22 protein-coding genes are annotated in these 23,198 nt (G+C 66.8%); 13 read left to right on the forward strand and 9 right to left on the reverse strand.

The annotated features are described in order from the left end of the window. The first annotated feature begins 10 nt into the window (after positions 1-10). Both AC1DE3_RS21685 and AC1DE3_RS21690 read left to right on the forward strand, forming a co-directional pair. Positions 11-2,956: a sensor histidine kinase gene (locus AC1DE3_RS21685; protein ID WP_476780568.1), complete on the forward strand. Its 2,946-nt coding sequence runs from the start codon at positions 11-13 to the stop codon at positions 2,954-2,956. 170 nt (positions 2,957-3,126) lie between these two features. Further along, positions 3,127-4,839, forward strand: coding sequence for a GGDEF domain-containing protein (locus tag AC1DE3_RS21690; protein ID WP_441510956.1), 1,713 nt, complete (start codon positions 3,127-3,129; stop codon positions 4,837-4,839). A gap of 10 nt (positions 4,840-4,849) precedes the next feature. Here the strand turns inward: AC1DE3_RS21690 and mgtE are convergent, their stop codons facing one another. Further along, positions 4,850-6,217 carry a magnesium transporter gene (gene mgtE, locus AC1DE3_RS21695; protein ID WP_476852779.1) on the reverse strand — a complete coding sequence of 456 codons (1,368 nt, stop codon included), beginning with the start codon at positions 6,215-6,217 and terminating at the stop codon, positions 4,850-4,852. Positions 6,218-6,552: 335 nt separating this feature from the next. Between mgtE and AC1DE3_RS21700 the strand changes: the two genes are divergently transcribed. The 8 genes from AC1DE3_RS21700 to AC1DE3_RS21735 all read left to right on the forward strand — a co-directional run bounded on the left by AC1DE3_RS21700 (position 6,553) and on the right by AC1DE3_RS21735 (position 13,621). Further along, positions 6,553-7,215 carry a glutathione S-transferase family protein gene (locus AC1DE3_RS21700; RefSeq protein WP_441510954.1) on the forward strand — a complete coding sequence of 221 codons (663 nt, stop codon included), beginning with the start codon at positions 6,553-6,555 and terminating at the stop codon, positions 7,213-7,215. Positions 7,216-7,288: 73 nt separating this feature from the next. Then, positions 7,289-8,215, forward strand: coding sequence for a DMT family transporter (locus AC1DE3_RS21705; RefSeq protein ID WP_476852780.1), 927 nt, complete (start codon positions 7,289-7,291; stop codon positions 8,213-8,215). Between the two features lie 127 nt (positions 8,216-8,342). Further along, positions 8,343-9,326: a LysR family transcriptional regulator gene (locus AC1DE3_RS21710; protein ID WP_441510952.1), complete on the forward strand. Its 984-nt coding sequence runs from the start codon at positions 8,343-8,345 to the stop codon at positions 9,324-9,326. Further along, positions 9,326-9,844 carry a tripartite tricarboxylate transporter TctB family protein gene (locus AC1DE3_RS21715; RefSeq protein ID WP_441510951.1) on the forward strand — a complete coding sequence of 173 codons (519 nt, stop codon included), beginning with the start codon at positions 9,326-9,328 and terminating at the stop codon, positions 9,842-9,844. Before AC1DE3_RS21710 ends, AC1DE3_RS21715 begins: the two co-directional genes overlap by 1 nt. Before the next feature lie 3 nt (positions 9,845-9,847). Then, on the forward strand, positions 9,848-11,359 hold the full coding sequence (locus AC1DE3_RS21720) for a tripartite tricarboxylate transporter permease (protein ID WP_441510950.1): 1,512 nt from the start codon (positions 9,848-9,850) through the stop codon (positions 11,357-11,359). Between the two features lie 65 nt (positions 11,360-11,424). Then, on the forward strand, positions 11,425-12,399 hold the full coding sequence (locus AC1DE3_RS21725) for a tripartite tricarboxylate transporter substrate-binding protein (RefSeq protein WP_441510949.1): 975 nt from the start codon (positions 11,425-11,427) through the stop codon (positions 12,397-12,399). 239 nt (positions 12,400-12,638) lie between these two features. After that, a complete protein-coding gene (locus AC1DE3_RS21730) occupies positions 12,639-13,070 on the forward strand; it encodes a DUF1236 domain-containing protein (protein WP_476852781.1) in 432 nt (143 codons plus the stop codon). Between the two features lie 125 nt (positions 13,071-13,195). Next, entirely contained in the window at positions 13,196-13,621 is a 426-nt protein-coding gene (locus tag AC1DE3_RS21735) for a DUF1236 domain-containing protein (protein ID WP_441510947.1), read from the forward strand. 146 nt (positions 13,622-13,767) lie between these two features. Here AC1DE3_RS21735 and upp read toward each other — a convergent pair whose 3' ends face one another. The 6 genes from upp to AC1DE3_RS21765 all read right to left on the reverse strand — a co-directional run bounded on the left by upp (position 13,768) and on the right by AC1DE3_RS21765 (position 20,763). Further along, positions 13,768-14,409, reverse strand: a complete 642-nt coding sequence (gene upp, locus AC1DE3_RS21740) for a uracil phosphoribosyltransferase (protein ID WP_441510946.1) — start codon at positions 14,407-14,409, stop codon at positions 13,768-13,770. Positions 14,410-14,446: 37 nt separating this feature from the next. Next, entirely contained in the window at positions 14,447-15,664 is a 1,218-nt protein-coding gene (locus AC1DE3_RS21745) for a URC4/urg3 family protein (protein ID WP_441510945.1), read from the reverse strand. Positions 15,665-15,692: 28 nt separating this feature from the next. Beyond that, a complete protein-coding gene (locus AC1DE3_RS21750) occupies positions 15,693-16,955 on the reverse strand; it encodes a GTP cyclohydrolase II (protein ID WP_441510944.1) in 1,263 nt (420 codons plus the stop codon). Positions 16,956-17,057: 102 nt separating this feature from the next. Continuing rightward, entirely contained in the window at positions 17,058-17,219 is a 162-nt protein-coding gene (locus AC1DE3_RS21755) for a Thivi_2564 family membrane protein (protein WP_091855869.1), read from the reverse strand. 302 nt (positions 17,220-17,521) lie between these two features. Further along, positions 17,522-19,846 carry a glycine--tRNA ligase subunit beta gene (gene glyS, locus AC1DE3_RS21760; protein WP_476780567.1) on the reverse strand — a complete coding sequence of 775 codons (2,325 nt, stop codon included), beginning with the start codon at positions 19,844-19,846 and terminating at the stop codon, positions 17,522-17,524. Next, positions 19,846-20,763, reverse strand: a complete 918-nt coding sequence (locus AC1DE3_RS21765) for a glycine--tRNA ligase subunit alpha (protein WP_441510942.1) — start codon at positions 20,761-20,763, stop codon at positions 19,846-19,848. Before AC1DE3_RS21765 ends, glyS begins: the two co-directional genes overlap by 1 nt. Before the next feature lie 258 nt (positions 20,764-21,021). Between AC1DE3_RS21765 and AC1DE3_RS21770 the strand changes: the two genes are divergently transcribed. The 3 genes from AC1DE3_RS21770 to AC1DE3_RS21780 all read left to right on the forward strand — a co-directional run bounded on the left by AC1DE3_RS21770 (position 21,022) and on the right by AC1DE3_RS21780 (position 22,148). Beyond that, positions 21,022-21,291 (forward strand): hypothetical protein, encoded by a 270-nt coding sequence (locus AC1DE3_RS21770; protein ID WP_441510941.1) that lies wholly within the window; start codon positions 21,022-21,024, stop codon positions 21,289-21,291. A 132-nt stretch (positions 21,292-21,423) separates the two neighbouring features. Continuing rightward, complete coding sequence (locus AC1DE3_RS21775) at positions 21,424-21,699, forward strand: hypothetical protein (protein WP_441510940.1); 276 nt, start codon at positions 21,424-21,426, stop codon at positions 21,697-21,699. A gap of 155 nt (positions 21,700-21,854) precedes the next feature. Continuing rightward, positions 21,855-22,148, forward strand: coding sequence for a hypothetical protein (locus tag AC1DE3_RS21780; protein ID WP_441510939.1), 294 nt, complete (start codon positions 21,855-21,857; stop codon positions 22,146-22,148). On the opposite strand, the gene AC1DE3_RS21785 is transcribed toward AC1DE3_RS21780, so the two are convergent. Continuing rightward, on the reverse strand, positions 22,139-22,894 hold the full coding sequence (locus tag AC1DE3_RS21785; RefSeq protein ID WP_476852782.1) for a tRNA1(Val) (adenine(37)-N6)-methyltransferase: 756 nt from the start codon (positions 22,892-22,894) through the stop codon (positions 22,139-22,141). The genes AC1DE3_RS21780 and AC1DE3_RS21785 overlap by 10 nt on opposite strands. Before the next feature lie 19 nt (positions 22,895-22,913). Next, positions 22,914-23,138, reverse strand: coding sequence for a putative signal transducing protein (locus AC1DE3_RS21790; RefSeq protein ID WP_476780566.1), 225 nt, complete (start codon positions 23,136-23,138; stop codon positions 22,914-22,916). Positions 23,139-23,198: the final 60 nt, after the last annotated feature.

A 23,198-nucleotide genomic window follows, 5' to 3' on the forward strand; every position in this document is an offset into this window, starting at 1 on the left:
GCGGGCAGGCATGAGCGAATCCGGAGAGGACTGGGCGCGACGGGGCGTGGCGGCGGCTGAAGACGCTGCGCTTGCGTCCTTTGCCGCGGGCGGCGCCCTGCTGCTCTGGGACGCGACCGCCGGGCGCCCCGGATTTGCGAACGACGCCGGGTGGGCATTGCTCGGCGGCAAGGGGGCAGATGCCGCGGTTCCGAATCAGGCGCGTCAGCGGCTCGATGCGCTCGCGGGTGGCCTTGCCTCCGCGGCTGGCATCCGCCTCGAACGACTGCGCCTGACCTCCGGCTTCGCAGCCATCCCCCTCACCTGCGGCTGCAAGCTCCTGCCCTGCCCGGACGGTCAGACCGTCCTGGCGATCGCCATCCCCGCTGCCGAGCTGCGCCGGCTCGGCATCACGATACCCCCGAAGGCTGAGTCGACGCCGACCATAACCGCGACGGCCACTCCGTCCGAGGGGACCGATTCGCCCGCCCCGCCCCGCCCGTCGACGATCCGCTTCCTCTGGCAGAGCGACGGCGAAGCCCGGCTGACCAAGCTGTCCGACCAGATCGTCTTCCTGACAGGTGCCGACGCTGCAGACAGGCTGATCGGCCGACGCTGGCAGGATCTCGTCGGCTCCACCATTCTCGACCGCGATGGCGGGCTGATCGAGCGGCTCGGCACGGCCACGACCTGGAGCGGCCACAATCTGCTCTGGCAGACGGACACCGCCGGTGAAGGCGCGCGCGTCGAGCTGTCTGGCGTGCCTGTCCTCGATGCGGCCCGCGCACTCGCCGGTTTCCGCGGCTTCGGCATTGCCCGCTTGAACGAGCGCGAGCCGTTCCTTGCAGCCGCTGTCGCGCCCGAACAGGCTGCTGCGAACGCCCCTGCTGGGCCAGCGGAGGCCCTGGCGGAAGAGGATGCGAAGCAGCAGGATGAACCTGCCGGGGAAATGCACACCATCGCGGACGTAGAGGCGGAACTGCCGCAAGCCGATGAGGCGGCCGAGTCGTCCATGGTGAGCACGGCGGAACGCGAAGCGGCGCCTGAAGCGGAAAACCGCCCTGAGGATAGCGACGAGTTGCCGCTCGCGGCAGCGCGCGACGAATCCGAAGCTCCCTCCGCCGACCGACCGGACGACGAGCAGCCCGCTGCGGGGTCGGTGCCCCCTGCCGACAACATCGTTCCATTGCGCAACGGCGGCACTGTGACGGCGCTACGTCCGCTTCTAGAGCCGTCGAAGCCGCATCTGAGCTCGGCCGAGCGCAATGCCTTCCGCGAGATCGCCAAAGCGCTGGGCGCCCGCCTGGCCGGCGACGAGGAGCCGGGCGGCCCGCGCCTGCCGCCGGTCGCGCCGCTGCAGGTCAAGGAGCAGGCAGAGGTGGCCGCCGCCGAGAGGCCGGCGGTCGAAGCCGACTCGGCCCCGGCCCCGGCACGGCAACGTAATTCCCATGCCGACGTACTCGACCGACTGCCCATCGCAGTCCTGGTCAATCGCGGCGACGAGGCGCTCTATGCCAACCGCACCTTGCTCGATCTGCTCGACTTCGCCGACCTCGCCGATCTGAAGGCCGGCGGCAATGTCAGCCGCCTGATCAAGGAAGCATCGCGCGCAGAAGGCGGCGCGATGAAGCTGATCGATCGCCTCGGTCATCTGGTCAGCGTCGATGCCGTCCTCTCCAGCGTGAGCTGGCTGGACGAGCCGGCGACGCTCATGGCCTTCCGCCATCCGAATGGCGGCGGCGAGGTCAAGGTGCTGACGCCGGAAGAGGCGGAAGAAGCCGAGCTCGCGGCCGAGTTTGCCGCTGAGGAGGCCGAATCGGCGGCGCGCGTCGAGGCACTCCAGCTCGATGCCGAGGCCCGCGACGGCCGCATCGCCGAGCTCACCGCCATGCTGGACACGGCGACCGACGGCGTGGTCACGGTGGATGATCGCGGGCGCATCCTGTCGCTCAACAAGGCGGCCGAGGCGCTGTTCGGCTACGATCAGCGCGAGGTGACCGGCGAACTGTTCACGCTGCTCTTCGCCGGTGAGAGCCATGCCCCGGCCCTCGACTATCTCGAAGGCCTGAAGGGCGGCGGCGTCGCCTCGGTGCTGAACGATGGGCGCGAGGTGCAGGGCCGGGTGCGCCAGGGCGGCAAGATCCCGCTGTTCATGACCATGGGGCAGATCGCGCATGGTGCCGAGCCGCGCTTCTGCGCGGTGCTGCGCGACATCACCGCCTGGAAGAAGACCGAGGGCGAGCTGGTCGATGCGCGCAAGGCGGCGGAGATGGCGAGCGCGCAGAAATCCGACGTGCTCGCCAAGATCAGCCACGAGATCCGCACGCCGCTCAACGCCATCATCGGCTTCGCCGAAGTCATGGCGGAAGAGCGCTTCGGCCCGATCGCCAACGAGCGCTACAAGGAATATCTGCGCGACATCCATCAGTCGGGCGGCTACGTCATCAGCCTCGTCAACGACCTGCTCGACCTCGCCAAGATCGAGGCGGGCAAGCTCGATCTCGACTTCGCGAGCGTCAATCTGAACGAGATCGCGCTGTCGACCGTGGCGCTGCTGCAGCCTGAAGCGCAACGCGGCCGCGTCGTGCTGCGCTCGGGGCTCTCGCCGAAGCTGCCGCCCGTCGTCGCCGACGAGCGCTCGATCCGCCAGATCGCGATCAACCTGCTTTCCAATGCGGTGAAGTTCACCGATGCCGGCGGCCAGGTCATCATCTCGACCGCGCTCGGCGACCAGGGCGAGGCGATCCTGCGGGTGCGCGATACCGGCATCGGCATGGATGACGACGAGCTGAAGCTCGCGCTCGAACCCTTCCGCCAGGTGCCGACGACGCGCCGTGCCGGCGGCACCGGGCTCGGCCTGCCGCTGACCAAGGCGCTGGTCGAGGCCAATCGCGCGGCGATGTCGATCACCAGCGTCAAGAAGGAAGGCACGCTGGTCGAGATCACGTTCCCGCCCCAACGCGTGCTCGCGAGCTGAGGCCGCCGCCCGGCTCCCACGTCGACCTCTCAGGCGCGCGACGACGCCTGAGGGATCCATTGTGCACTGCACTTTCCACAATCTGTCCGGAGTGATATCGAGCTGGAGCGCGACCCCACGGAAGGCTGACGGAGCCGTTCCCGAGAGCGAGGATACCCACGCGTCGCATCATGCGCGTCCGGCAACTGACCCTCACACAGTCTGCGCTCGCAGCGATCGGGCTTGTGCTCGCCTGCTCCATGATGCTGGGAGCGAGCCTGCTCTGGCATCATTACGGCGCGCTCAGCAGCAGCGCCCGCACGCTCGCCCGCCTCGACGCCTTTCGGGTGGTGCTCGATGCCGCCTACCATGTCTCGGCCGAGCGAGGCCCAACCAATTCGGCTCTCGGGCGCGAGCCGACGGAGCCGGACCCGGTGCGAGAGCGGCTGCGAGCCTTCCGAACGTCGAGCGACGCCGCGATCGCGCGGATCCCGGCTTCGCTCGCTCCCGATGTCGCGCCTATGCGCGCGCAACTCGACGGCGCTCGCGGGCAGGTCGACGCTCTGCTGGCGCGTCCGCTGACGCAACGTGACCACGATGCCGTGGAAAAGGCGATCTTCTCGATGTTCGCCGTTTACGACGCGACCCACCCGCTCACCAATGCCGCGATGGACAAGCTTCTGGCAGGCGATTCAGCGCTGATCGGCCAGGCTCTGGTGGCCTATATGCTCGGCGAGCTTCGCGACTATGCCGGCCGTCTGGGCTCCTATCTGGTCATTTCGATCGTGCGCGGCGAACCGCTGGCCGGCCCGTCGCAAGCCGCCTTCGACCAGGTGCGCGGCCGCGTCCTCGAGCTGTGGCGGCTCACCAGCTCGCAAACCAGCACGCGTGCGGCTCCGCTTGTCGCTCAGGCTCATCAGGCCACCGAAGAGCTCTTCTTCAACCAGGGAATACGGTTGCTCGACGACACGCGGCAGCAGCTCGACGCGGGCCGATATCGCGGAACGCCGGAATCCTTCACCGATGTGCTCGTGCCGAGCTTCCAGCCTATCGGGCAATTGCGCGACCGCTTCATCGCTGCTGTCGCCGACCGCTTCAATGCAACCTATCGCCATGCCCGGGCGGATTTCATCGTTGCGGCCATCGGCATGGCGCTGGTGGTCGCGGTCGAACTGGCGCTGCTGTTCGTCAGCCGGCGCTTCCTTTTCCGGCCGCTCATGCTTGCGCGCGCCCGCGTCGTCGATTTGGCGAACGGCAGGTTGCACCAACCCGCCGCGCCGGGCCAGCTGCGCAGCGAGATGCGGGACCTGTTCCAGGCGCTGGAAACCCTGCGTCGGCGGCTGATCGAACGCGAGCAGCTCGACACCGAAAGACTGCGGCTGACGGCCCGCCTCCGGCGCCAGGCCGACACCGACGGGCTGACCGGCGTCATGAACCGCGGCGCCCTCGAAAGACTCGTCGAGCGAATCGCTCGTACATCCAAAAAGGACCGGCAGATCGGGCTCATCTTGCTCGACATCGATCACTTCAAGGCTATCAACGACGAGCTCGGCCACATTGCCGGCGACGCCGCCCTGCGGGCGCTCGCCCAGCGCCTACAGGACGGACTGCGCGAGGAGGACGTCATCGCCCGCTTTGGCGGGGAGGAGTTCGCCGTCCTCGTCCTGGATGGCAGCGCGGCCGATCCCGACATGCTCGTCGAGCTGGCCGAGCGGCTTCGGCGTCTGATCGAAGCCGAGCCCGTTCTGCTCGATACCGGCGCGGAGGTCGCGATCACCGCGAGCATCGGCATCGCCGCCGCCAGCGTCGGGCCGGAGATGTGGCCGGAGTTGCTGGAGGCTGCCGATGCCGCGCTCTACCGCGCGAAGCGGGAAGGCCGCAACCGCGTGGCGACGGCGGGCTGACCCCCTCCGGTTACAGCAGGGTGCCGGTCAGGATCGCGGCAGCGACGCCGAAATAGATGACTAGGCCGGTAACGTCGACGAGCGTCGCCACGAAAGGCGCCGAGGCGCTGGCGGGGTCGAAGCCCAGCCGCTTCAGCGCGAAGGGCAGCATCGAGCCGGCAAGCGAGCCGAAGGTGACGATGCCGACCAGTGCGCCGCCCACCGTCGCGGCGACCAGCATCCAGTCCGGCCCGTAATCGTAGAGACCGAGCCACTGCCACACCATGATCCGAACCACGCCGATCACGCCGAGAATGGCGCCGAGCGTGAGACCGGTCGGCAATTCGCGTAGCGCAATCCGCCACCAATCCTTCAGCGTGACCTCGCGCAGCGCTAGCGCGCGGATGATCAGCGAGGTCGCCTGCGAGCCGGAATTGCCGCCCGAACTCATGATCAGCGGGATGAACAGCGTCAGCACGATCGCCTTCTCGAGCTCGCCCTCGAAATACTGCATGACCGAGGCGGTCAGCATCTCGCCGACCAGCAGGATCGAGAGCCAGCCCGCGCGCTTGCGGATCATCGAGAGGAAGCTGATCTCGTTATATGGCTGGTCGAGCGCCTCCATGCCGCCGAGCTTCTGCACGTCCTCGGTCGTCTCGGCGATCATCGCGTCGATGACGTCGTCGAAGGTAACGATGCCGATGATGTGCTCGTCCGCATCGACGACCGGAACGGAGAGCAGGTCGTATTTCGTGATGAGCCGCGCCACGTCCTCGCGATCGACCTCGGGCGCGACGGTGATCGGCTTGTGCGCCGGGACGACCGACTCGACCGGCGCCTCGGGATCGCCGGCGATCAGGCGCCGCAGCGAGACCGCGCGCACCAGCTTGCGCGTCACCGAATCGAGCACGTAGATCGCGTAGACCGTCTCGCGCGAGCGCTCGACGCGGCGGATATGATCGAGCGTTTGCTGCACCGACCAGTTGCTGGGCACGCTGACGAACTCGGTCGTCATGATCGAGCCGGCACTGTGCTCGGGATAGGCCAGCAGCTTCTTGAGATCGGAGCGGGTCTGGCGGTCGATGCGGCCGCTCAAACGCTGACGTGTCTCCTCGTCGAACTCCTGGAAGACGTCGGCCGCGCGGTCCGCCGACATGGCGGAGAGCAGCGCACCGGCGCGCTCGTCCGCCAGCATCGCCAACGCTTCGGCCGCAGCGGTAAATTCGGGCTGATCGAGCACCTCGACGGCGCGGTCGAAAGGCAGTTCCGCCAGGACATGGGCGATCGTCGCCTCGTCCTGTTCGTTCAGCGTCTCGACGATGTCGGCGACGTGCTCTTGCGCCAGCGTCTGGGCCAGCGTCACGGCGAGGAGGTCCGTCGTGGCGACAGTATCATTCATGGCTCTATTCCTTGCGATCGGGCCGTCAGGGCCGGATCGCAGGCGAGCCGGGTAACCCGGTCAGGCGCGCGAGGCGGCGGCAGACGGCTTCGACTGTCGGCTGGGACTGTCGCTTGGCATCGGGTCGGGGTTTCCTGTGAGCAGCCGGCCGCGAAGGCCGGAAGCAGGAGGCCAATGCACCCGCCAAACGCCTGCGTCAAACGGTTTTTTCGATGCCGCGACCGAGGCATCCCGCATTGGCGCGACGCCAGCGTGCGCCTAAGGTCGCTGCGACGGAATCGGCCTGCTCGCCGGATCAGGTCGCCCGCACGCCATCTCTCACCGGAATCCCGCCGATGTCCCTGACGATCTACGGTTGCTATCGTTCACGCGCGACGCGCGTCATCTGGCTCGCCAACGAGCTTGGCCTGCCCTTCACGCATGTGCCGGTTATCCAGGCCTATCGCGTGCCGGATCAGAACGCACCCGGCGTGCCGCTGCACACCCGCAGCGCCGAGTTCCTGAAGATCAATCCGAACGGCCACATCCCGAGCATCGACGATGACGGCTTCAAGCTGCACGAATCGCTGGCGATCAATCTCTATCTCGCGCGCAAGCATGGCGGGCCCCTGGCACCGCAGAACGCACAGGAGGAAGGCCTCGCGGTGATGTGGTCGCTCTGGGCGGCGACGGAGTGCGAGACCCATGCGCTCAACCTGCAGTTCCACCTTGCCGCCTATCCGCCGGAGAAGCGCAGGCCGGAGCTGGTCGAGGCGGCCCTTGCCGCCCTGCCCGGCCCCTTCGCGGTGCTCGACAAGACGCTGGCCGAAGGCAACGGCTATGTCATGGGCGGCCGCTTCACCGTTGCCGATATCAATGTCGCGGAGATCATCCGCTATGCGAAGCCGGCGACGCAGCTCTTCGACGCCGCGCCGCGCGTCAAGGCCTGGCTCGATGCCTGCCAGGCGCGGCCGGCCTTCAAGGCGATGTGGCAGGCGCGCGACGCCGAAGCCGCCTGAGACAGGAAACGGGTGGAGCACGAGCCGGGGCGAGCCTATCGCTCCGGCTCGTTCCTTTTTCAGCAGGTTCGCCATGTMCGCCTCCCCCGCCGCGCAGCCTGCCATGGATCTCAGCGACTGGCTGCTGCTCCTGCTGCTCTCGCTGCTGTGGGGAGGCGCCTTCTTCTTCGGCAAGATCGCCGTCGCCGAATGGCCGCCGCTGGCCGTGGTGCTTGCGCGCGTCGGCATGGCTGCAGCGGCGCTGCTTCTGGTCGTCCGGATTTCGGGATTGTCGATGCGTGTCGGCAGGCCGATGTGGCTCGCCTTCTTCGGCATGGGCTTGCTCAACAATCTCATTCCGTTCGGGCTGATCTTCTGGGGACAGACCCAGATCGCCAGCGGCCTCGCCTCGATCCTCAACGCCACGACGCCGCTCTTCGGCGTCGTCGTCGCCCATCTCTTGGGCCAGGACGAGAAGGCAACGGGGCTCAAGCTCGCCGGCGTGGGCGCCGGCATCGTCGGTGTCGCGATCCTGATGGGCCCCGATGCGATCGGGGGGCTCTCGGGAGCGCTGCTGCCGCAACTCGCCTGCCTCGCCGCCGCCCTGTCCTATGCCTTCGCGGGCCTGTTCGGCCGGCGCTTCCGCAGCCTGCCGCCATTGGTCACGGCCGCCGGTCAGGTCAGCGCGACCACGCTGATGACCATTCCGCTGGTGATCCTCTTCGACCCGCCCTGGCTGCTGCCCGCACCACGCGCCGAGGTCATGTTCTCGCTTATTGGGCTCGCGCTGCTCTCGACGGCTCTCGCCTATGTCATCTTCTTCCGGATCATGCGCCGCGCCGGCGGCACCAACGCCATGCTGGTGACGTTCCTGATCCCGGTCAGCGCCATTCTGCTGGGTTCGCTGTTCCTCGGCGAGGCACTGCAGCCGCGGCACTTCCTGGGGATGGCGGCCATCTTCGCCGGGCTTGCCCTGATCGACGGCAGGCTGTTTCGCATGAGGCGCACGCGGCCGGCATGAGCCCGAAGAGTTTATTGCCAAAAAATTATGAATTACGGTAGGGTCGACTTGTCGGCTGGAGGCGCTAAGGGCACGTGCCACTGACAGAGATATCGCGGGAAGCGATACTGGGGAACAGGGGACGGCCATGGATGTGCGGCAACTGCGATGTTTCATCGCGGTCGCGGAAGAGCTGCATTTTGGCCGCGCGGCCGAGCGGCTCGGCGTCGCGCCTCCTGCCCTGTCGCGCCAGATCAGCGCTCTCGAGGACGAGCTCGGCGTCAGCCTGCTGACACGGACCACCCGCCAGGTCGCGATGACCCGCGCCGGCTTGATCATGCTCGAGGAGGCCAAGGGCATCCTCGTCAAGATGGAGCACGCTTCCCGCGCCGTGCGCGAGGCCTCGCTCGCCTCGGGCAAGGTCCTGCGCGTCGGAGCGATCGACGCGGCCTCCTCCAGCTTCGTCCCGGAAGCGCTGGTGGCCTTCCGGGCCCGCTTCCCGGGCATCGAGATCAAGTTCGTCGAGGCGATGACGGCCGCACTCGTGCAAATGCTCGAGTCCGGCAAGCTAGACCTCGCGCTGACCCGTCCGCCGCGCAAGCCGACGGACTGCGCCTTCGAGATCCTGCGGGTGGAGCGCCCGCTCGTGGTGCTCAACGAGGCCCATCCGCTCGCCGCCCGCGAACACCTGACGATGCTCGATCTCGTCGGCGAGCCCTTCGTGGTGCCGTCCAAGCGCATCCGGCCCTACGCCTATGATCTGGTCATGGCTTATTTCGAAAGCGTCGGCGCGGTGCCGAACGTCACCATCGAGGCGACCGAGAAGCCGGCGATGATGTCCGCGGTGGCGGCCGGGCTCGGCATGGCGCTGGCGCCGGACTGGGTCTCGCGCCTCTCCTTCCCCGGCGTGACGATGCGGCGTCTGCGCGGCGCATTGCTCGATCCGCCACCGCCGGGCGCACTGGTCGGCGTCGCCTGGCGTCCCCAGCAGAAATTGCCTGCACGCGACGATTTCCTTGCGATCCTGCGGGAAAGCGTGACCTTGCTCGACGAGCGCCACAGCGTCCTCACCCCTTCCCCCAAAACGCAGAAGCGGAACACCCGCCCCGGATCGCCAGTCGGAGGAGCCTGATGAGTCTCAATCAGATAGAACGGGCGCAGGGTTTGCGCATAAGATCGACGCAGGATTTGGCCGGCGGCCTGTTCATGGTGGTGCTGGCGATCGGTGCCTACATCTTCGCCTGGGATCTTCCGGTCGGCACGCTGCGCCAGCTCGGTCCCGGCATGCTGCCGAAAGCCTTCGCGGCCATCTGCGGCGCGCTCGGCATCATGCTGGCCGTCGCCTCGCTGCGCTACAACGGCGAGAGCCTCTCGGGCTGGTCCTGGAAGGGCATCTTCTTCGCGCTCGGCGGCGCCTGCCTGTTCGGGCTGACCATCCGCGGCTTCGAGTTCGGCCCGATCCAGATCCCGGCACTCGGCCTGCTCGTCTCCGGGCCGCTACTCATCTTTTTCTCAGGGCTGGCGGCAGATGACCGCAAGTTCAAGGAGCTGCTGATCTTCGCGTTGGCGATGTCGGCCGCCTGCATTCTTCTCTTCAAATACGCGTTGAGCCTGCCGATCCCGCTCGCGCCCTGGCTACTGGGTATCTGAGCGATGATGGATACGCTTGCCCATCTTTCGCTCGGCTTCGGCGTCGCGCTGACGCTCAAGAACATCGCTCTCTGCTTCGTCGGCTGCCTTGTCGGCACACTGATCGGCGTCCTACCCGGCGTCGGGCCGATCGCGACGATCTCGATCCTGCTGCCGATCACCTTCGGCCTCGATCCCACCGGCGCGCTGATCATGCTCGCGGGCATCTACTACGGCGCGCAGTATGGTGGCTCGACCACCGCGATCCTTGTCAATATCCCGGGCGAGGCGACCTCGGTCGTTACCACACTCGACGGCCACCAGATGGCCAAGCAGGGGCGTGCGGGCGTCGCGCTGGGCACCGCGGCGCTCGGCTCCTTCTTCGCCGGCTGCGTCGCGACCCTGTTCATCGCTGCGCTCGGCGCGCCACTGACCAAGATGGCGCTGCTCTTCGGCCCGGCGGAGTATTTCTCGCTGATGGTGATGGGCCTGTGCTTCGCGGTGGTTCTGGCGCGCGGCTCGATCCTGAAGGCCTTCTGCATGATCATGCTTGGCCTGCTGTTCTCGACCGTCGGCACCGATCTCGAGACGGGGCAGGAACGCCTGACCTTCGGCATACCGGCGCTCTCCGACGGCATCGACTTCTCGGTGCTCGCGATGGGCGTGTTCGGCTTCGCGGAAGTGCTGCGCAACCTCGAGAGCCCCGAGGCGCGCGACGTCGTCAAAAACAAGATCGGCCGGCTGCTGCCGGGCTGGGAGGACATCAAGCAATCGGCGGCGCCGGTACTGCGCGGTACCTTCATCGGCGGCATCCTCGGCATCCTGCCGGGCAATGGCGCCGTACTCGGCCCCTTCGCCAGCTATACCGTCGAGAAGAAGATCGCCAAGGATCCCTCGCGCTTCGGCAAGGGCGCGATCGAGGGCGTGGCGGGGCCGGAATCGGCCAACAATGCCGGCGCCCAGACCGCCTTCATCCCGCTGCTCACCCTCGGCATCCCGCCGAATGCGGTGATGGCGCTGATGGTCGGCGCGATGACGATCCACGGCATCATTCCCGGCCCGCAGGTCATGACCCGCAACCCCGAATTGTTCTGGGGCATGGTCGCCTCGATGTGGGTCGGCAACCTCATGCTGCTCATCATCAACCTGCCGCTCGTCGGCATGTGGGTGAAGCTGCTGCAGGTGCCATACCGGCTGATGTTCCCGGCGATCCTGATCTTCTGCTGCATTGGCATCTACTCGGTGAACAACCAGCCGCTCGACGTCGCCTTCACGGCGCTGTTCGGCCTGTTCGGCTACCTGCTGATCAAGCTCGGCTTCGAGCCCGCCCCGATGCTGCTCGGCTTCGTGCTGGGCAAGCTGATGGAGGAGAAGCTACGGCAGGCGCTGATCATCTCGCGCGGCTCGTTCTACACCTTCATCGACTATCAGAACCGGCCGATCTCGCTCGGCCTGCTGATCGTCGCCGTCCTCGTGCTCGCGATCGCTCTGCTGCCTGCGATCTCGAAGAAGCGCGACGAAGTCTTCACCGAATGACGGGGTTGCCGCCCCGGCGCCAACCCCATCAATTTCATTTCAAGCAATCTCTGGGAGGAATGCTGATGAAGAAGTTCGTTCTCGGCCTCGTCGCGGCAGCGGCGCTGGCCTTTACCGGCAGCGCGCAGGCGCAGGGCTATCCGACGAAGCCGATTACCATGATCGTGCCCTTCGCGGCCGGCGGCCCGACCGACATCATCGCCCGCATCGTCGCCGACCACATGTCCAAGACGCTCGGCCAGCAGATCGTCATCGAGAACGTCGCAGGCGCCGGCGGCACGACCGGCATCGCGCGCGCCGTGACGGCCGCGCCCGATGGCTACACCATCGCGATGGGCCATCTCGGCACCTTCTCGGCGGCGCCCGCCACCTATCCCGGACTGAAATACGACCCAATCAACGGCATGCAGACGATCGGGCTCGCCGGCGGCACGCCGATCCTGATCGTGGCGCGGAAGAGCTTCGAGCCGAAGGACCTCAAGGCGTTCGCCGACTATGTGAAGGCGAACCCGGACAAGGTGAACGAAGCCCATGCCGGGCTCGGCTCGGTTTCCTGGACCACCTGCACCCTGCTCAAGGGCGTCCTCGGTACGCCGAAGATCAACGCCGTCGCCTATCGCGGCACGGGTCCTGCCCTGAACGACCTCGTCTCCGGCCAGGTCGACTTCATGTGCGACCAGATCGTCTCCGTTGCCGAGCAGGTCCGCGCCAACACCATCAAGGCCTATGCCGTCGCCTCGGCCCAGCGCTCGCCGGCCCTGCCCGATGTTCCCACCACCAAGGAAGCCGGCCTGCCCGACTACCAGATCGAAGCCTGGAACGGCATCGCCGGCCCGAAGGGCATGCCGAAGGAGGCCGTGGACAAGCTGGTCGACGCGCTGAACAAGGCGCTCAACGACGAAGGCACCAAGAAGCGCCTGCTCGACCTCGGCACCGTTCTGCCGACGGCTGAGGAGCGCACCCCGGCCGGCTTCGCCACGCTGATCAAGCGCGATGCCGACAAGTTGACGCCTGCTCTCTCGGCCGCCCCGAAGCAGTGAGGCCAACCCAGTTCGATCGTCTTCGCGGCGGGCCTCGTGCCCGCCGTTTTCATTTTGAGCGATAATCTGCGCCCGATGGGCGAACCCGCCGCCTTCCGCAATGAACTGACAAGTCATTGCTGCGGCTCATCTTCTCGCCGACGATCGCAAACGTTAACATCTCGTGACCCCATTTTTGGGGAACTGTTTCGGCTTGCTGCAGTTTTCCTTCCCGAAGTTCACTTCGAAAGGAGAAAGCCATGATCAAGAAGCTCGCTCTTGTTGCCGCGTTGACCATTACGCCTGCCGTTGCCTTCGCCCAGAGCCAGCCTTCGGGCGGTGCGGTCGGTGGCGCGACCAGCGGTGCGGCGGCCGGTGCGGTTGGCGGCGCTGTGGTCGGCGGCCCGGTGGGCGCTGTCGTCGGCGGCGTCGGCGGCGCCGTGGTCGGCGCGATCGTCGGCGATGCTGCCGAGCCCCGCTTCCGCACCTATGTCGTCGAGCAGCGCGTTCCGTCCTATAGCTATGCCGAGCCGGTGGCTRTCGGCACCGTCCTGCCGGCGCAGGGCGTCGTCTATCACCGCGTACCGGCCGAGTACGGAGCGTCCGCCTCGCGCTACAACTACACGGTGGTGAACGATCGCACCCTGATCGTCGAGCCGCAGACGCGCCGCGTGGTCCAGATCATCCAGTGACGCCAGTCTCTACGGAATGGCCCGCCTCGGCGGGCCATTCTCGCTTTTGTGATCGCCGCGGCACGGAACTGCCGCAGAAGGCGCGCATTCTGGCTTTGGGGCTAGGCAGTTATCGGAGGTCGATCATGATCAAGCGGATTCTGTTGGCTGCGGCTTTTGCAGCCATTCCCGCAACCGTTTTCGCACAAAGCATGGGGCCTATCATCCGCGACCCCGCAAGCGGCGGCTTCACTCATGACCCGGCCCTTGTCGGCACCGAGACGAACATGATGCCGTTCGACGTCTTCGCGCCACCTCTTCGGCGGGATCCCGCCGGCGGCACGATGATCAACGACGACGCAGGCTTCCGGAACTATGTGACGGCGCAGCATATGCGGTCATATCGCTATGGCGAACCGGTCGTGATCGGCACGGTGCTACCGGCGCGCGGCATGGTCTATCGCAATGTGCCCGCGGCATATGGCGCACCCGGCTATCACTACACGATCGTGAACGGCGAAGCCGTCGTCGTCGAGCCGCGCACCCGCCGCGTGGTCGAAATCATCGAATGACGCTGGATTGCCGCGCGTCCGGCCGGACGCGATGACGGCGATCAATCCATTGTTGTCGCATCGATTCCGAAAAGTGACGTCCACTTTTCGCCCGGTGCGAAGGCCGGAAAGGCCCTTGCCCGTGGCGGCATGGGCCTTCCCGGTGCTCAGCGCGTACCGAACATGCGATCGCCTGCATCCCCGAGACCCGGCACGATGTAGCCGTGATCGTTGAGGCGCTCATCGATCGCGGCGGTCCAGATTCGGACATCGGGGTGCGCGCTGCGCAGATGAGCGATGCCTTCGGGCGCCGCCAGCAGACAGACGAACCGCAGATCCCGGGCGCCCCGCTCCTTCAGACGCTCCACCGCCGCCACGGCGGAATTGGCGGTCGCGAGCATCGGGTCCATCACCACGATCATGCGGTCTGCGATGTCGGATGGAGCCTTGAAATAATACTCGACCGCCTGGAGCGTATCGGGATCGCGGTAGAGGCCGATATGGGCGACGCGCGCGGCCGGCACCAGCTCCAGCATGCCGTCCAGGAAGCCGACGCCCGCCCGCAGGATCGGCGCGAAAACCATCTTCTTGCCAGAGATGACCGGCTGCATCGACTTCTGCAGCGGCGTCTCGATCTCGATCATCTCGGTCGGGAGATCGCGCGTCACCTCATAGCAGAGCAGCATGCCGATCTCATTGAGAAGCTGGCGGAAGCTCTTGGTGGAGCGGTCCTTCTCGCGCATCAGCGTCAGCTTGTGGCGGACGAGCGGGTGATCAACGACGGTGACGCCGTCCTGGCTCGAAGTCATACGCCGGCTACCCCTTTTTCTCTCGAAACTCTGCTCGTCAAAATACCGTGCCATCGCTGACAATGGTCAAGGGCGGACCGCCATCCACACGCTTTTCACGCGCGATCCGCCGGCCGGCAGCCCAGGTACCACCTTCGAGCACCTTGGCGAGCGGCAAATCCTCGCGTGAGCGGCCGAGGCGCTTGCGGATCAAGAGTCCGATTTCGTCGAGCAGCGCCACCGTCAAAGCTCGCCATTCGACGACCAGCGGCGAGGAAACCTCATGCGCCTTCGCCCGATCCGCCTCGTCCTTGAGCGCGATCACGCCGCTATCCAGAAAGAGCCCGCCATTGCGGTATTCGGGCAGGCCGGTGAGATCGTCAATGTCGATGACGGCGATGCCGGCCCATTGCAGCGGTTCGATCAGCGAGTAGGTCAGCCATTGCGACAATTTGTGGAAAGGCACGAGCCCTTCCGTGACCTCGCCCGGCGCGATCAGGGGATGGCGCCAGGTATCGCCGAGCGCAACACCAGCGAGCGTCAGGCGCGAGGGCCAGATGCCGCCGAAGGTCGCGAGCACCTCGCCGAGCATATGCGCAGCTCGCAGCGTGCCGGTGTCGGCGGCAGCTGCGAAACGGCCGAAGAGTTCGCCGGGGCGCGACAGGCCCTGTCGCTCCAGCTCTTCGCCGAGGCGGTTGAGCAGAGCGGCCCGCCCCTCCAGCGCCAAGAGCGGATTGTCCGGACCCACCTGAAAACCTTGTGCCAGCGTCGCCGCATCGAGCCGCTTCAGCCCTGCGGCGTCGGCGCGAAGCGGATCGGCAGGATCGCTGGAGAACAGGCCGGCGGCGAACATGTCGAGCGAAGCCAGCGCCAGCCCCTCGGACCGGCCGATCTCGCGGCCCGTAGCAGGATCGCGGTAGCGCCAGTCGGGGCCCGCACCGGCATCGAGCAGGACGCTGACCACGGCAAGATCATAGGCAGCGCGGCCGCGAGCGGCGGAGTCCGCGAAGCCGGCGGCCTGATCGAGCCGTTGCCAGCGATCATCGCCCGCGACGACGAAGTGGCGCCAGCGCGCATGGAAGGGGATTTCGAGCGTGGGATAGTTCGCCCGGATTGTCTCAAGCACATAGTCGGCGCAGGCTTCCAGCCGCTCGGTCTGGACGCTGAAATGCAGCAGCTGGCCGGCAAGCCCGAGCTCCAGCATCTCCCGCGCGCGCTCGCGGACGGCAGCAGGTTTCAACAGGGCGCGGAACGCCTCGGTATCGCGGTCGGGCATCGTCAACTCGGGTAGATGCGGGGCAGGATCAGAACTTCTCGAGGCCACGGCCGACGGTGGCCTTGAGCGCATTGTCGCCGGGTGTGCCGTCCGGCGAATAATAGCCCGCAGCCTTCTTGGCCTCGATCTCGACCGATGCGTCGGGCGGGATCAGCTCAGGCGGGATCGCGACGCGCTCGCCGATGGTGATGCCGCTCTCGACCATGGCGTCATATTTCATGTTCGACATGGACATCAGCCGGTCGATATGGGTGACGCCGAGCCAGTGCAGCACATCCGGCATGAGCTGCTGGAAGCGGGCATCCTGCACGCCGGCGACGCATTCGGTGCGCTCGAAATAGGTCGCGGCGGAATCGCCGCCCTCCTGGCGCTTGCGCGCGTTGTAGACGAGGAACTTGGTGACTTCGCCGAGCGCCCGGCCCTCCTTGCGGTTGTAGACGATCAGGCCGACGCCGCCGCTCTGCGCTTCCCGCACGCATTCCTCGATGCCGTGGATGAGATAGGGCCGGCAGGTGCAGATGTCCGAACCGAAGACGTCTGAACCGTTGCACTCGTCATGGACGCGGCAGGCGATGCGCTTCTTTGGGTCGGCGAGCGCGGAGACCTCGCCCATGACATAGGCGGTGATCGAGCCGATCGGCGGCAGGAAGACCTTGAGGTCCGGCCGCGTCACCAGCTCGGGATACATGCCGCCGGTCTGCTCGAAAAGCGTGCGCCGCAACTCGTTCTCGGTGGCGCCGAAGCGCTCGGCGATGCCCGGCAGATACCAGACCGGATCGACCGCGATCTTGGTGACGGAGATGTCGCCCGACGGATGCAGGATGTTGCCGTCTGCGGCGAGGCGATGCGCGCCCATGGCGGCGAGAATCTCGGGCAGGTTGAGCCTGGCCTTGGTGATCGCGATCGAGGGGCGGATGTCGATGCCCTCCCCGATCAGCTTGCCGAAATCCTTCGCCACGGTATGGCCGAAGGGATCGAGCGAAACGATCTTCTTCGGATCGGCCCATTGCGGCTGCGGCGAAATCTCGGCCGTCGGATAGGTGTTGGTCAGGTCCGGGCGCTGCGAGGGGTTCATCGCACGGGCCGAGATCGCCAGCGCGCGGTAGACCGAATAGGAGCCGCCATGGGCGCCGATGACGTTGCGGTCGGCCGGGTTGGTGGTCGAGGCGATGATCGGGCCGCGCTCGGCGGCGGTGGGGGCGCCCCACCGGATCGGGAAGCGCACGGCAGCGCTGCCGGGCTCGGGATGGGAGGTCAGCCTGATATGGCCGTTACGGTTCGGCGCGTTCATCGCAGGTCTCGCCCTGAAACAGGAAGGGCCCCGGGACGGGAGCGTCCGGGGCCCTCTGGACCTCAAGAAGTCTGTACCAGCGCGTGGACGCCGTCAATCGCCTTAGAAAACAGCGAGATAGCGCAGCAGAGAGATGATGCCGATCACAATGACGATGATCTGCACGACATTCTTGATCTGCCCGTCGAGCGGCAGCATCCGCACGAGATAGAGCACAAGGCCGATCACGAGAACGGTGATCAGCAGCGAAATCAGAATGGACATGCTTTCAGCCCTTTATCTCGGCCGGTGGCCGGCCCCCCGGGAGCCCTGCCGCGACGGATTCGCGACCTGTCAGCCCCGCCGAGAGAACGTTGCAGGGTGGGAATAGGTTCCGGTGCGGGGTTTGCCGGCGAAGGAGACGGGGCGGTTTCCGAATGAACGCGGGGCCGCAAACGAAGACCCCTCTCCCGGATGGGAGAGGGGTAGGGGTGAGGGAAGGACGGAAAACCAGTCCGGCACGGAACCAACCGCAGCTGCGGAGAGGGCAAGGGCGACCGACGGCAGGCCCTCACCCCTACCGCGCCTTATCCTGCGATGCGGTCGAAATCCGCCACGGCTCGTGTCGCCTGACGGAGTTGGTTGAGCAGCTTCAGGCGGTTGGCACGCTGGGCCGGATCGGGATCGTTGACCGTGACCTTGTCGAAGAAGGCATCGACCGCCGGGCGCAGTTCCGCCAGCGCGGCCATCGCGCCCTCATAGTCTTCGGCGGCGACGGCAGCCTCGGCCTTCGGCGTCGCCTGCGCCAGCGCGACGGCGAGCGCCTTCTCCTCGATCAGGCCGGCTTCTGCAATCAACTGCAATTCGGGCGCCGCGGAAAAAGCGCCCTCCCCGTCCTTCTTCTCCTCGGCCTTGAGGATGTTGGCGGCGCGCTTGTAGCCCGCGAGGAGGTTCTTCCCGTCCTCGGTGTCGAGGAAGCGGCCGAGCGCGGCGACGCGGCGGGTGATGAGGAGCAGGTCGTCGTTGTCTGACGGGCCGTCGCCGATCACCGCATCGACAAGGTCATGCCGCGCGCCGCGGTCGCGGAGCATGATTTTCAAACGGTCGTGGAAGAAGGAGAGGAGATCATAGGTTTCACTCCAATACCAACGAGATCCTGCCCATTTGATGTAGGTCTCGATGCCCACCGCACGGGCTCGAGCACTTTTAAAAGAGTGCAAAGCTTCTTCCGCGTCCAGCTCTACCAGCTTTGCAGCGAGAGCTTCTAGTTCGGCAGTCTTCTCCGAAACACCAGCAACCATCTTGCTGGTGCGAAGCGGATTGAGGACTGGCATAAGCCCCAGCCGCACCCCGTTCTCAACCACCAGCCGGATCACGCCCAGCGCCGCGCGACGCAGCGCATAGGGGTCCTTGCTGCCGGTCGGCTTCTCGTCGATGGCCCAGAAGCCCACCAGCGTGTCGAGCTTGTCGGCCAGCGCCACCGCAACCGAAACCGGATCGCTCGGCACACGGTCGGACGGGCCGAGCGGCTTGTAGTGCTCCTCGACCGCAGCGGCGACCGAAGCGTCCTCGCCCTGCAGCTCGGCATATTTCCGGCCCATCAGGCCCTGCAATTCCGGGAACTCGCCGACCATCTCGGTCGGTAAATCGGCCTTGGCGAGCTTGGCGGCGCGCTCGGCCTTCCCCGGGTCGGCGCCGACGATCGGCGCCAACTCCTTCGCCAGCGCGGCGATGCGCTGGACGCGCTCGCCCTGCGTGCCGAGCTTGGCGTGGAAGACGACGCCGAGCTTGTCGAGCTTGGCCATGCGCTGGTCGAGCGGTTTTGCGAGATCGAGCCCGAGCTTTTCGGCGCTCTCCTTGAAGGTGTCGAGGTCGGGCAGCGAGCCGCGATCGGTCTGCCAGAAATAGGCGGCGTCCGAGAGGCGCGCGCGGACGACGCGGCCATTGCCCGCGGTGATCGCCGCGCCGCCGTCGCTGGCGAGGAGGTTCGAGACCAGGATGAAGCGATTGGCGAGATCGCCTGTCGCCGGGTCGCGCAGCACGAAGCATTTCTGGTTGGCGCGGATGGTGGCGCGGATCGCTTCGCCGGGGATGTCGAGGAAGCGCTCCTCGAAGGAGCCCATCAGCACGACCGGCCATTCGACGAGGCCGGCGACCTCCTCCAACAGCCCCTCGTCCTCGACGAGATCGAGCCCCTGCGCGAAGGCGAGGTTGCGGGCGTCGGTAAGGATGATCTCCTTGCGCCGGTCGGCATCGAGCACGACCTTCGCCTTCTCCAGCGAGGTCACGTAATCGTCGAGACGCTTCACCGTGATCGGGCCGGGCGCATGGAAGCGGTGGCCGTAGGTCGTGTTGCCGGAGACGATGCCGTCGACCTCGAAGGGCACCACCTCCGGGTCCTCGGTCTCGGCGCCGAAGGTGCAGAGGATGGAGTGCAGCGGGCGCACCCAGCGCAGGCTGGCGCCGGCCGCCGAAGCCTTGCCCCAGCGCATCGATTTCGGCCAGGGGAAGGCGCGGATCACGGCGGGGACGATCTCGGCGATGGCCTGAACCGTTTCCTGGCCGGGCTTCTCGATGATCGCGACGTAGCTGTCGCCCTTCTTCGGATCGCTGACGATGGTCGCTTGGTCGAGCGAGGCAAGGCCGGCAGCCTTGAGGAAGCCCTGCACGGCGGCATCGGGCGCGCCGACGCGCGGGCCCTTGCGCTCCTCGCGCACGTCGCGGCCGCGCACCGGCAATCCGGCGATATGCAGCGCGAGACGGCGCGGCGTGACGAAGGCCTTGGCGCCCTCATAGACGAGGCCGCGCTCGACCAGCGCATCGGTGACGAGCTTCTTGAGGTCCTCACCGGCCTTGCGCTGCATGCGCGCCGGGATTTCCTCGGAGAAGAGTTCGAGCAGGAGATCGGGCATCAGATTGCTCCCCCGCCGGCGGTCTTCAGCCAGGCCGCGCCGCAGGCCTTGGCGAGCTCGCGCACGCGCAGGATGTAGCTCTGCCGCTCGGTGACCGAGATCACGCCGCGCGCATCGAGCAGGTTGAAGATGTGGCTGGCCTTGATGCACTGATCATAGGCCGGCAGGGCAAGTTGGTGGCGAGGCTGGTTGTCGCCAGACGCCGGCTCACCGGCAGCGAGCAGCGCCTTGCACTCGGTTTCGGCGTCCGTGAAATGCTGGAACAGCATCGCGGTGTTGGCGTGCTCGAAATTATGCCGCGAATATTCCTGCTCGGCTTGCAGGAAAACGTCGCCATAGGAGATGCGGTCCTCGCCATCGAGGCCGTTGAAGTTGAGGTCGTAGACGTTCTCGACGCCCTGGACAAACATCGCCAGGCGTTCGAGACCATAGGTCAACTCGCCCGCGACCGGCGCGCATTCCACGCCCGCGACCTGCTGGAAATAGGTGAACTGGCTGACTTCCATGCCGTCGCACCAGCACTCCCAGCCGAGCCCCCAGGCGCCCAATGTCGGGCTCTCCCAGTCGTCCTCGACAAAGCGCACGTCATGCAGGCCGAGATCGACGCCGATCGCCCTAAGCGAGTCGAGATAGAGCTGCTGCAGATCCGGCGGCGACGGCTTCAGGATGACCTGGAACTGGTAGTAATGCTGCAGCCGGTTGGGGTTCTCGCCGTAGCGGCCGTCCTTTGGGCGGCGCGAGGGCTGGACATAGGCCGCCTTCCACGGCTTCGGCCCGAGCGCGCGCAAAGTCGTCGCCGGGTGGAAGGTGCCGGCGCCGACCTCCATGTCGTACGGCTGCAGCACCACGCAACCTCGCTCGGCCCAGAAGCGCTGCAAGGTCAGCAGCAGCCCCTGGAAGGAGCGGGTCGGGTCCATCGCCGGGGAAGAAGCCGGGATGCTGGAAAGCGAATGTGGCGCGGGGGCGGACAAGATGCCTGCAACCTTCCGATAACAAGGGAATTGCGGGGTGATTAGGGTTCGGACCGATCAGGGTCAAGCGCAGGCCGGAACCGCAGCCGGACAGATTTCGTTCATAACCCGTCTGCTAACCACGAGACGCCGCATGATCAGCAATGTTCGGGGGCGAGCATTGGATCGATGAGCAGCGGCTGAATAATGAAGGAGTTATAGCCCATGTTGACAACCCGCATCATTGCCGCCGCCTTTGGCGCGGCAACCTTGCTCGGTGCCGCCATGAGCAGCGCCCCCGCTTCCGCTGTTCCGATTTCGGCTGGCACGGCGTTGGGCTCAGGCGCCGAGACCGGTCTCGTCCAGCAGGCCTGGCACCAAGGCCGCCCGCATTACGGCCCGGGCCGACCGCATGTCCGTCGCTGCTGGACCGAATCCCGCCGCGTCTGGAATGGCCGCCGCTGGATCGTGCGCCAGCAGCGCATCTGCCGCTAAGACGGCCAACCGCCTCGATGAAGGCAAGCTGAACGGCGCGGTTTCGCGCCGTTCAGGTGTGACGGCCTAGCTTCGCACAAGGGACGACAAGTCAGCCATCGGCACGGCCGGCGGCAATCGATGGAGAACACGATGTTCCGGACAACGCTTCTCGCCGCTGCCGTGACAGGCGCGCTCGGCGGCTTCGCCATGATGGCCGCCCCGGCCTCGGCAGCACCGGTCGCCGCTCCCGCCGGCCAGACGGCGCAGGCCGGCCAGGGCCTGATCGAGCAGGCTCAATATTACTATCGCGGCCCGCGCCGGAATTATGGCCCGCGCCCCTATTATCGTCCGCGCTGCTTCTGGTCGGAACGGCGGGTGTGGAACGGCTGGCGCTGGGTGGTCCGCCCGGTGCGGGTCTGCCGCTGAGGTTGACGCATTGCAGCCATGATTCGCGGCTCAATGAAGGCTCGCTGAACGGCGCGGTTTCGCGCCGTTCAGGTTAAGGGGGATAGTTTCCCCTCCCATGGACGGCGTTGGTCAGCGCAAGGCGAGACCGTCGACGCCATCGCACGGAGGATATCATGTTCAAGACGATGCTTTTCTCCGCCGTGACGGCCGGCGCGCTGGGCATTGCAGCCCTCACCGCCGCCCCGGCTTCCGCGGCGCCGGTCGCGGCTGCGCCGAAGGTCGATCTCGCAGGCGGCATGGTGCAACAGGCGCAGTACTATTACGGCCCGCGCCGCTATTATGGCCCGCCGCGCCCCTATTACGGCCCGCCGCGCTACTACGGCCCGCGCCGCTATTACGGTCCGCGCTATTACGCGCCGCCGCCTCCGCCGCCGATCTTCGCGCCGCCGCCGCGCTACTACTGGTAAGAGTCGAGGCGCGCCCGCCCACGATGCACGGCCTCGCTCTCGGCCGTGAACCGGCCATCAGGTTCATTGATCACGAAAGCCGGCAGCAGCTCTGCCGGCTTTCTGCTGTTCAGCACCGCCGTGACGATAACGCGAATCGCTGGCTTGTCGGCGACGCCGTAGACCGGCCGGATCGCGACGGCACCGAAGCCGGAGGCGAGGCCGGCGAGCAGATCGGGCAGCGCCTCGGCCCGATGGATGATCGCGAGCAGGCCGCCCGGCTTCAGAGCCCGCCGCGCGGCACGTAGCCAGGGCCCAAGATCGCTCTCCGCCACATGGGCCGCCCGGCGGTTGGCAGTCGGCGAGGCACGCGTCCCGCCCTGCGGATAGAAAGGCGGGTTCATCGCGACCGCGTCGCAGGAAGCCGGCTTCAGTCCCGCCACTTGCAGTTCGGCCGCCGGCGCTGTGACGTCTGCCGCGATGACAATCCCGCGATCTGCCATGCCATTCAATGCCAAGTTCTGCGTCGCCAGAGCCGCCAGTTCCGGGTCGCGCTCCAGCAATGCGATCCGCAATGCCGGCCGCAGCAGCGCAGCCGCGAGCGCCACCGTCCCGACGCCCGCGCCGATATCGAGGAGCGTTCCGCCATCGAGCACGGGCAGCGCAGCCGCGAGCAGGATGGCGTCGGTGCCGGCGCGGTGGCCCTTGCGCGGCTGGCGCAGGCGAAGCCGGCCGTCGAGCAGCCGATCCTCGACGATTTCACCCAACGCAAACGGCGTCTCCACCTCACTCATTGCGCAGCTCGGCTCCGTAGCCGGCTTCGACCAGAAGGGCCCGCGCCCGGCGCTTATCCGCCTCGCGCACAAGGAGCCGGCGTGGAAAGGCGCCGGTCATGCCCTCGAGGGCGCTGATATGCTGGTCTGCGATCAGGCAATCGAGCCCGGCCGATTCCAGCAGGGCCTCGACGGCGCCGAGCAGGATGAGGTCGTTGGTGCGCATGAGTTCGTGCATCGCCCCATGGAGCCCAACCCGCCCCCTTCGCGCAAGCTGCGGCGTCGCGACGGTTTGCAG

It is taken from the genome of Allobosea sp. 10L417, from assembly GCF_056395485.1.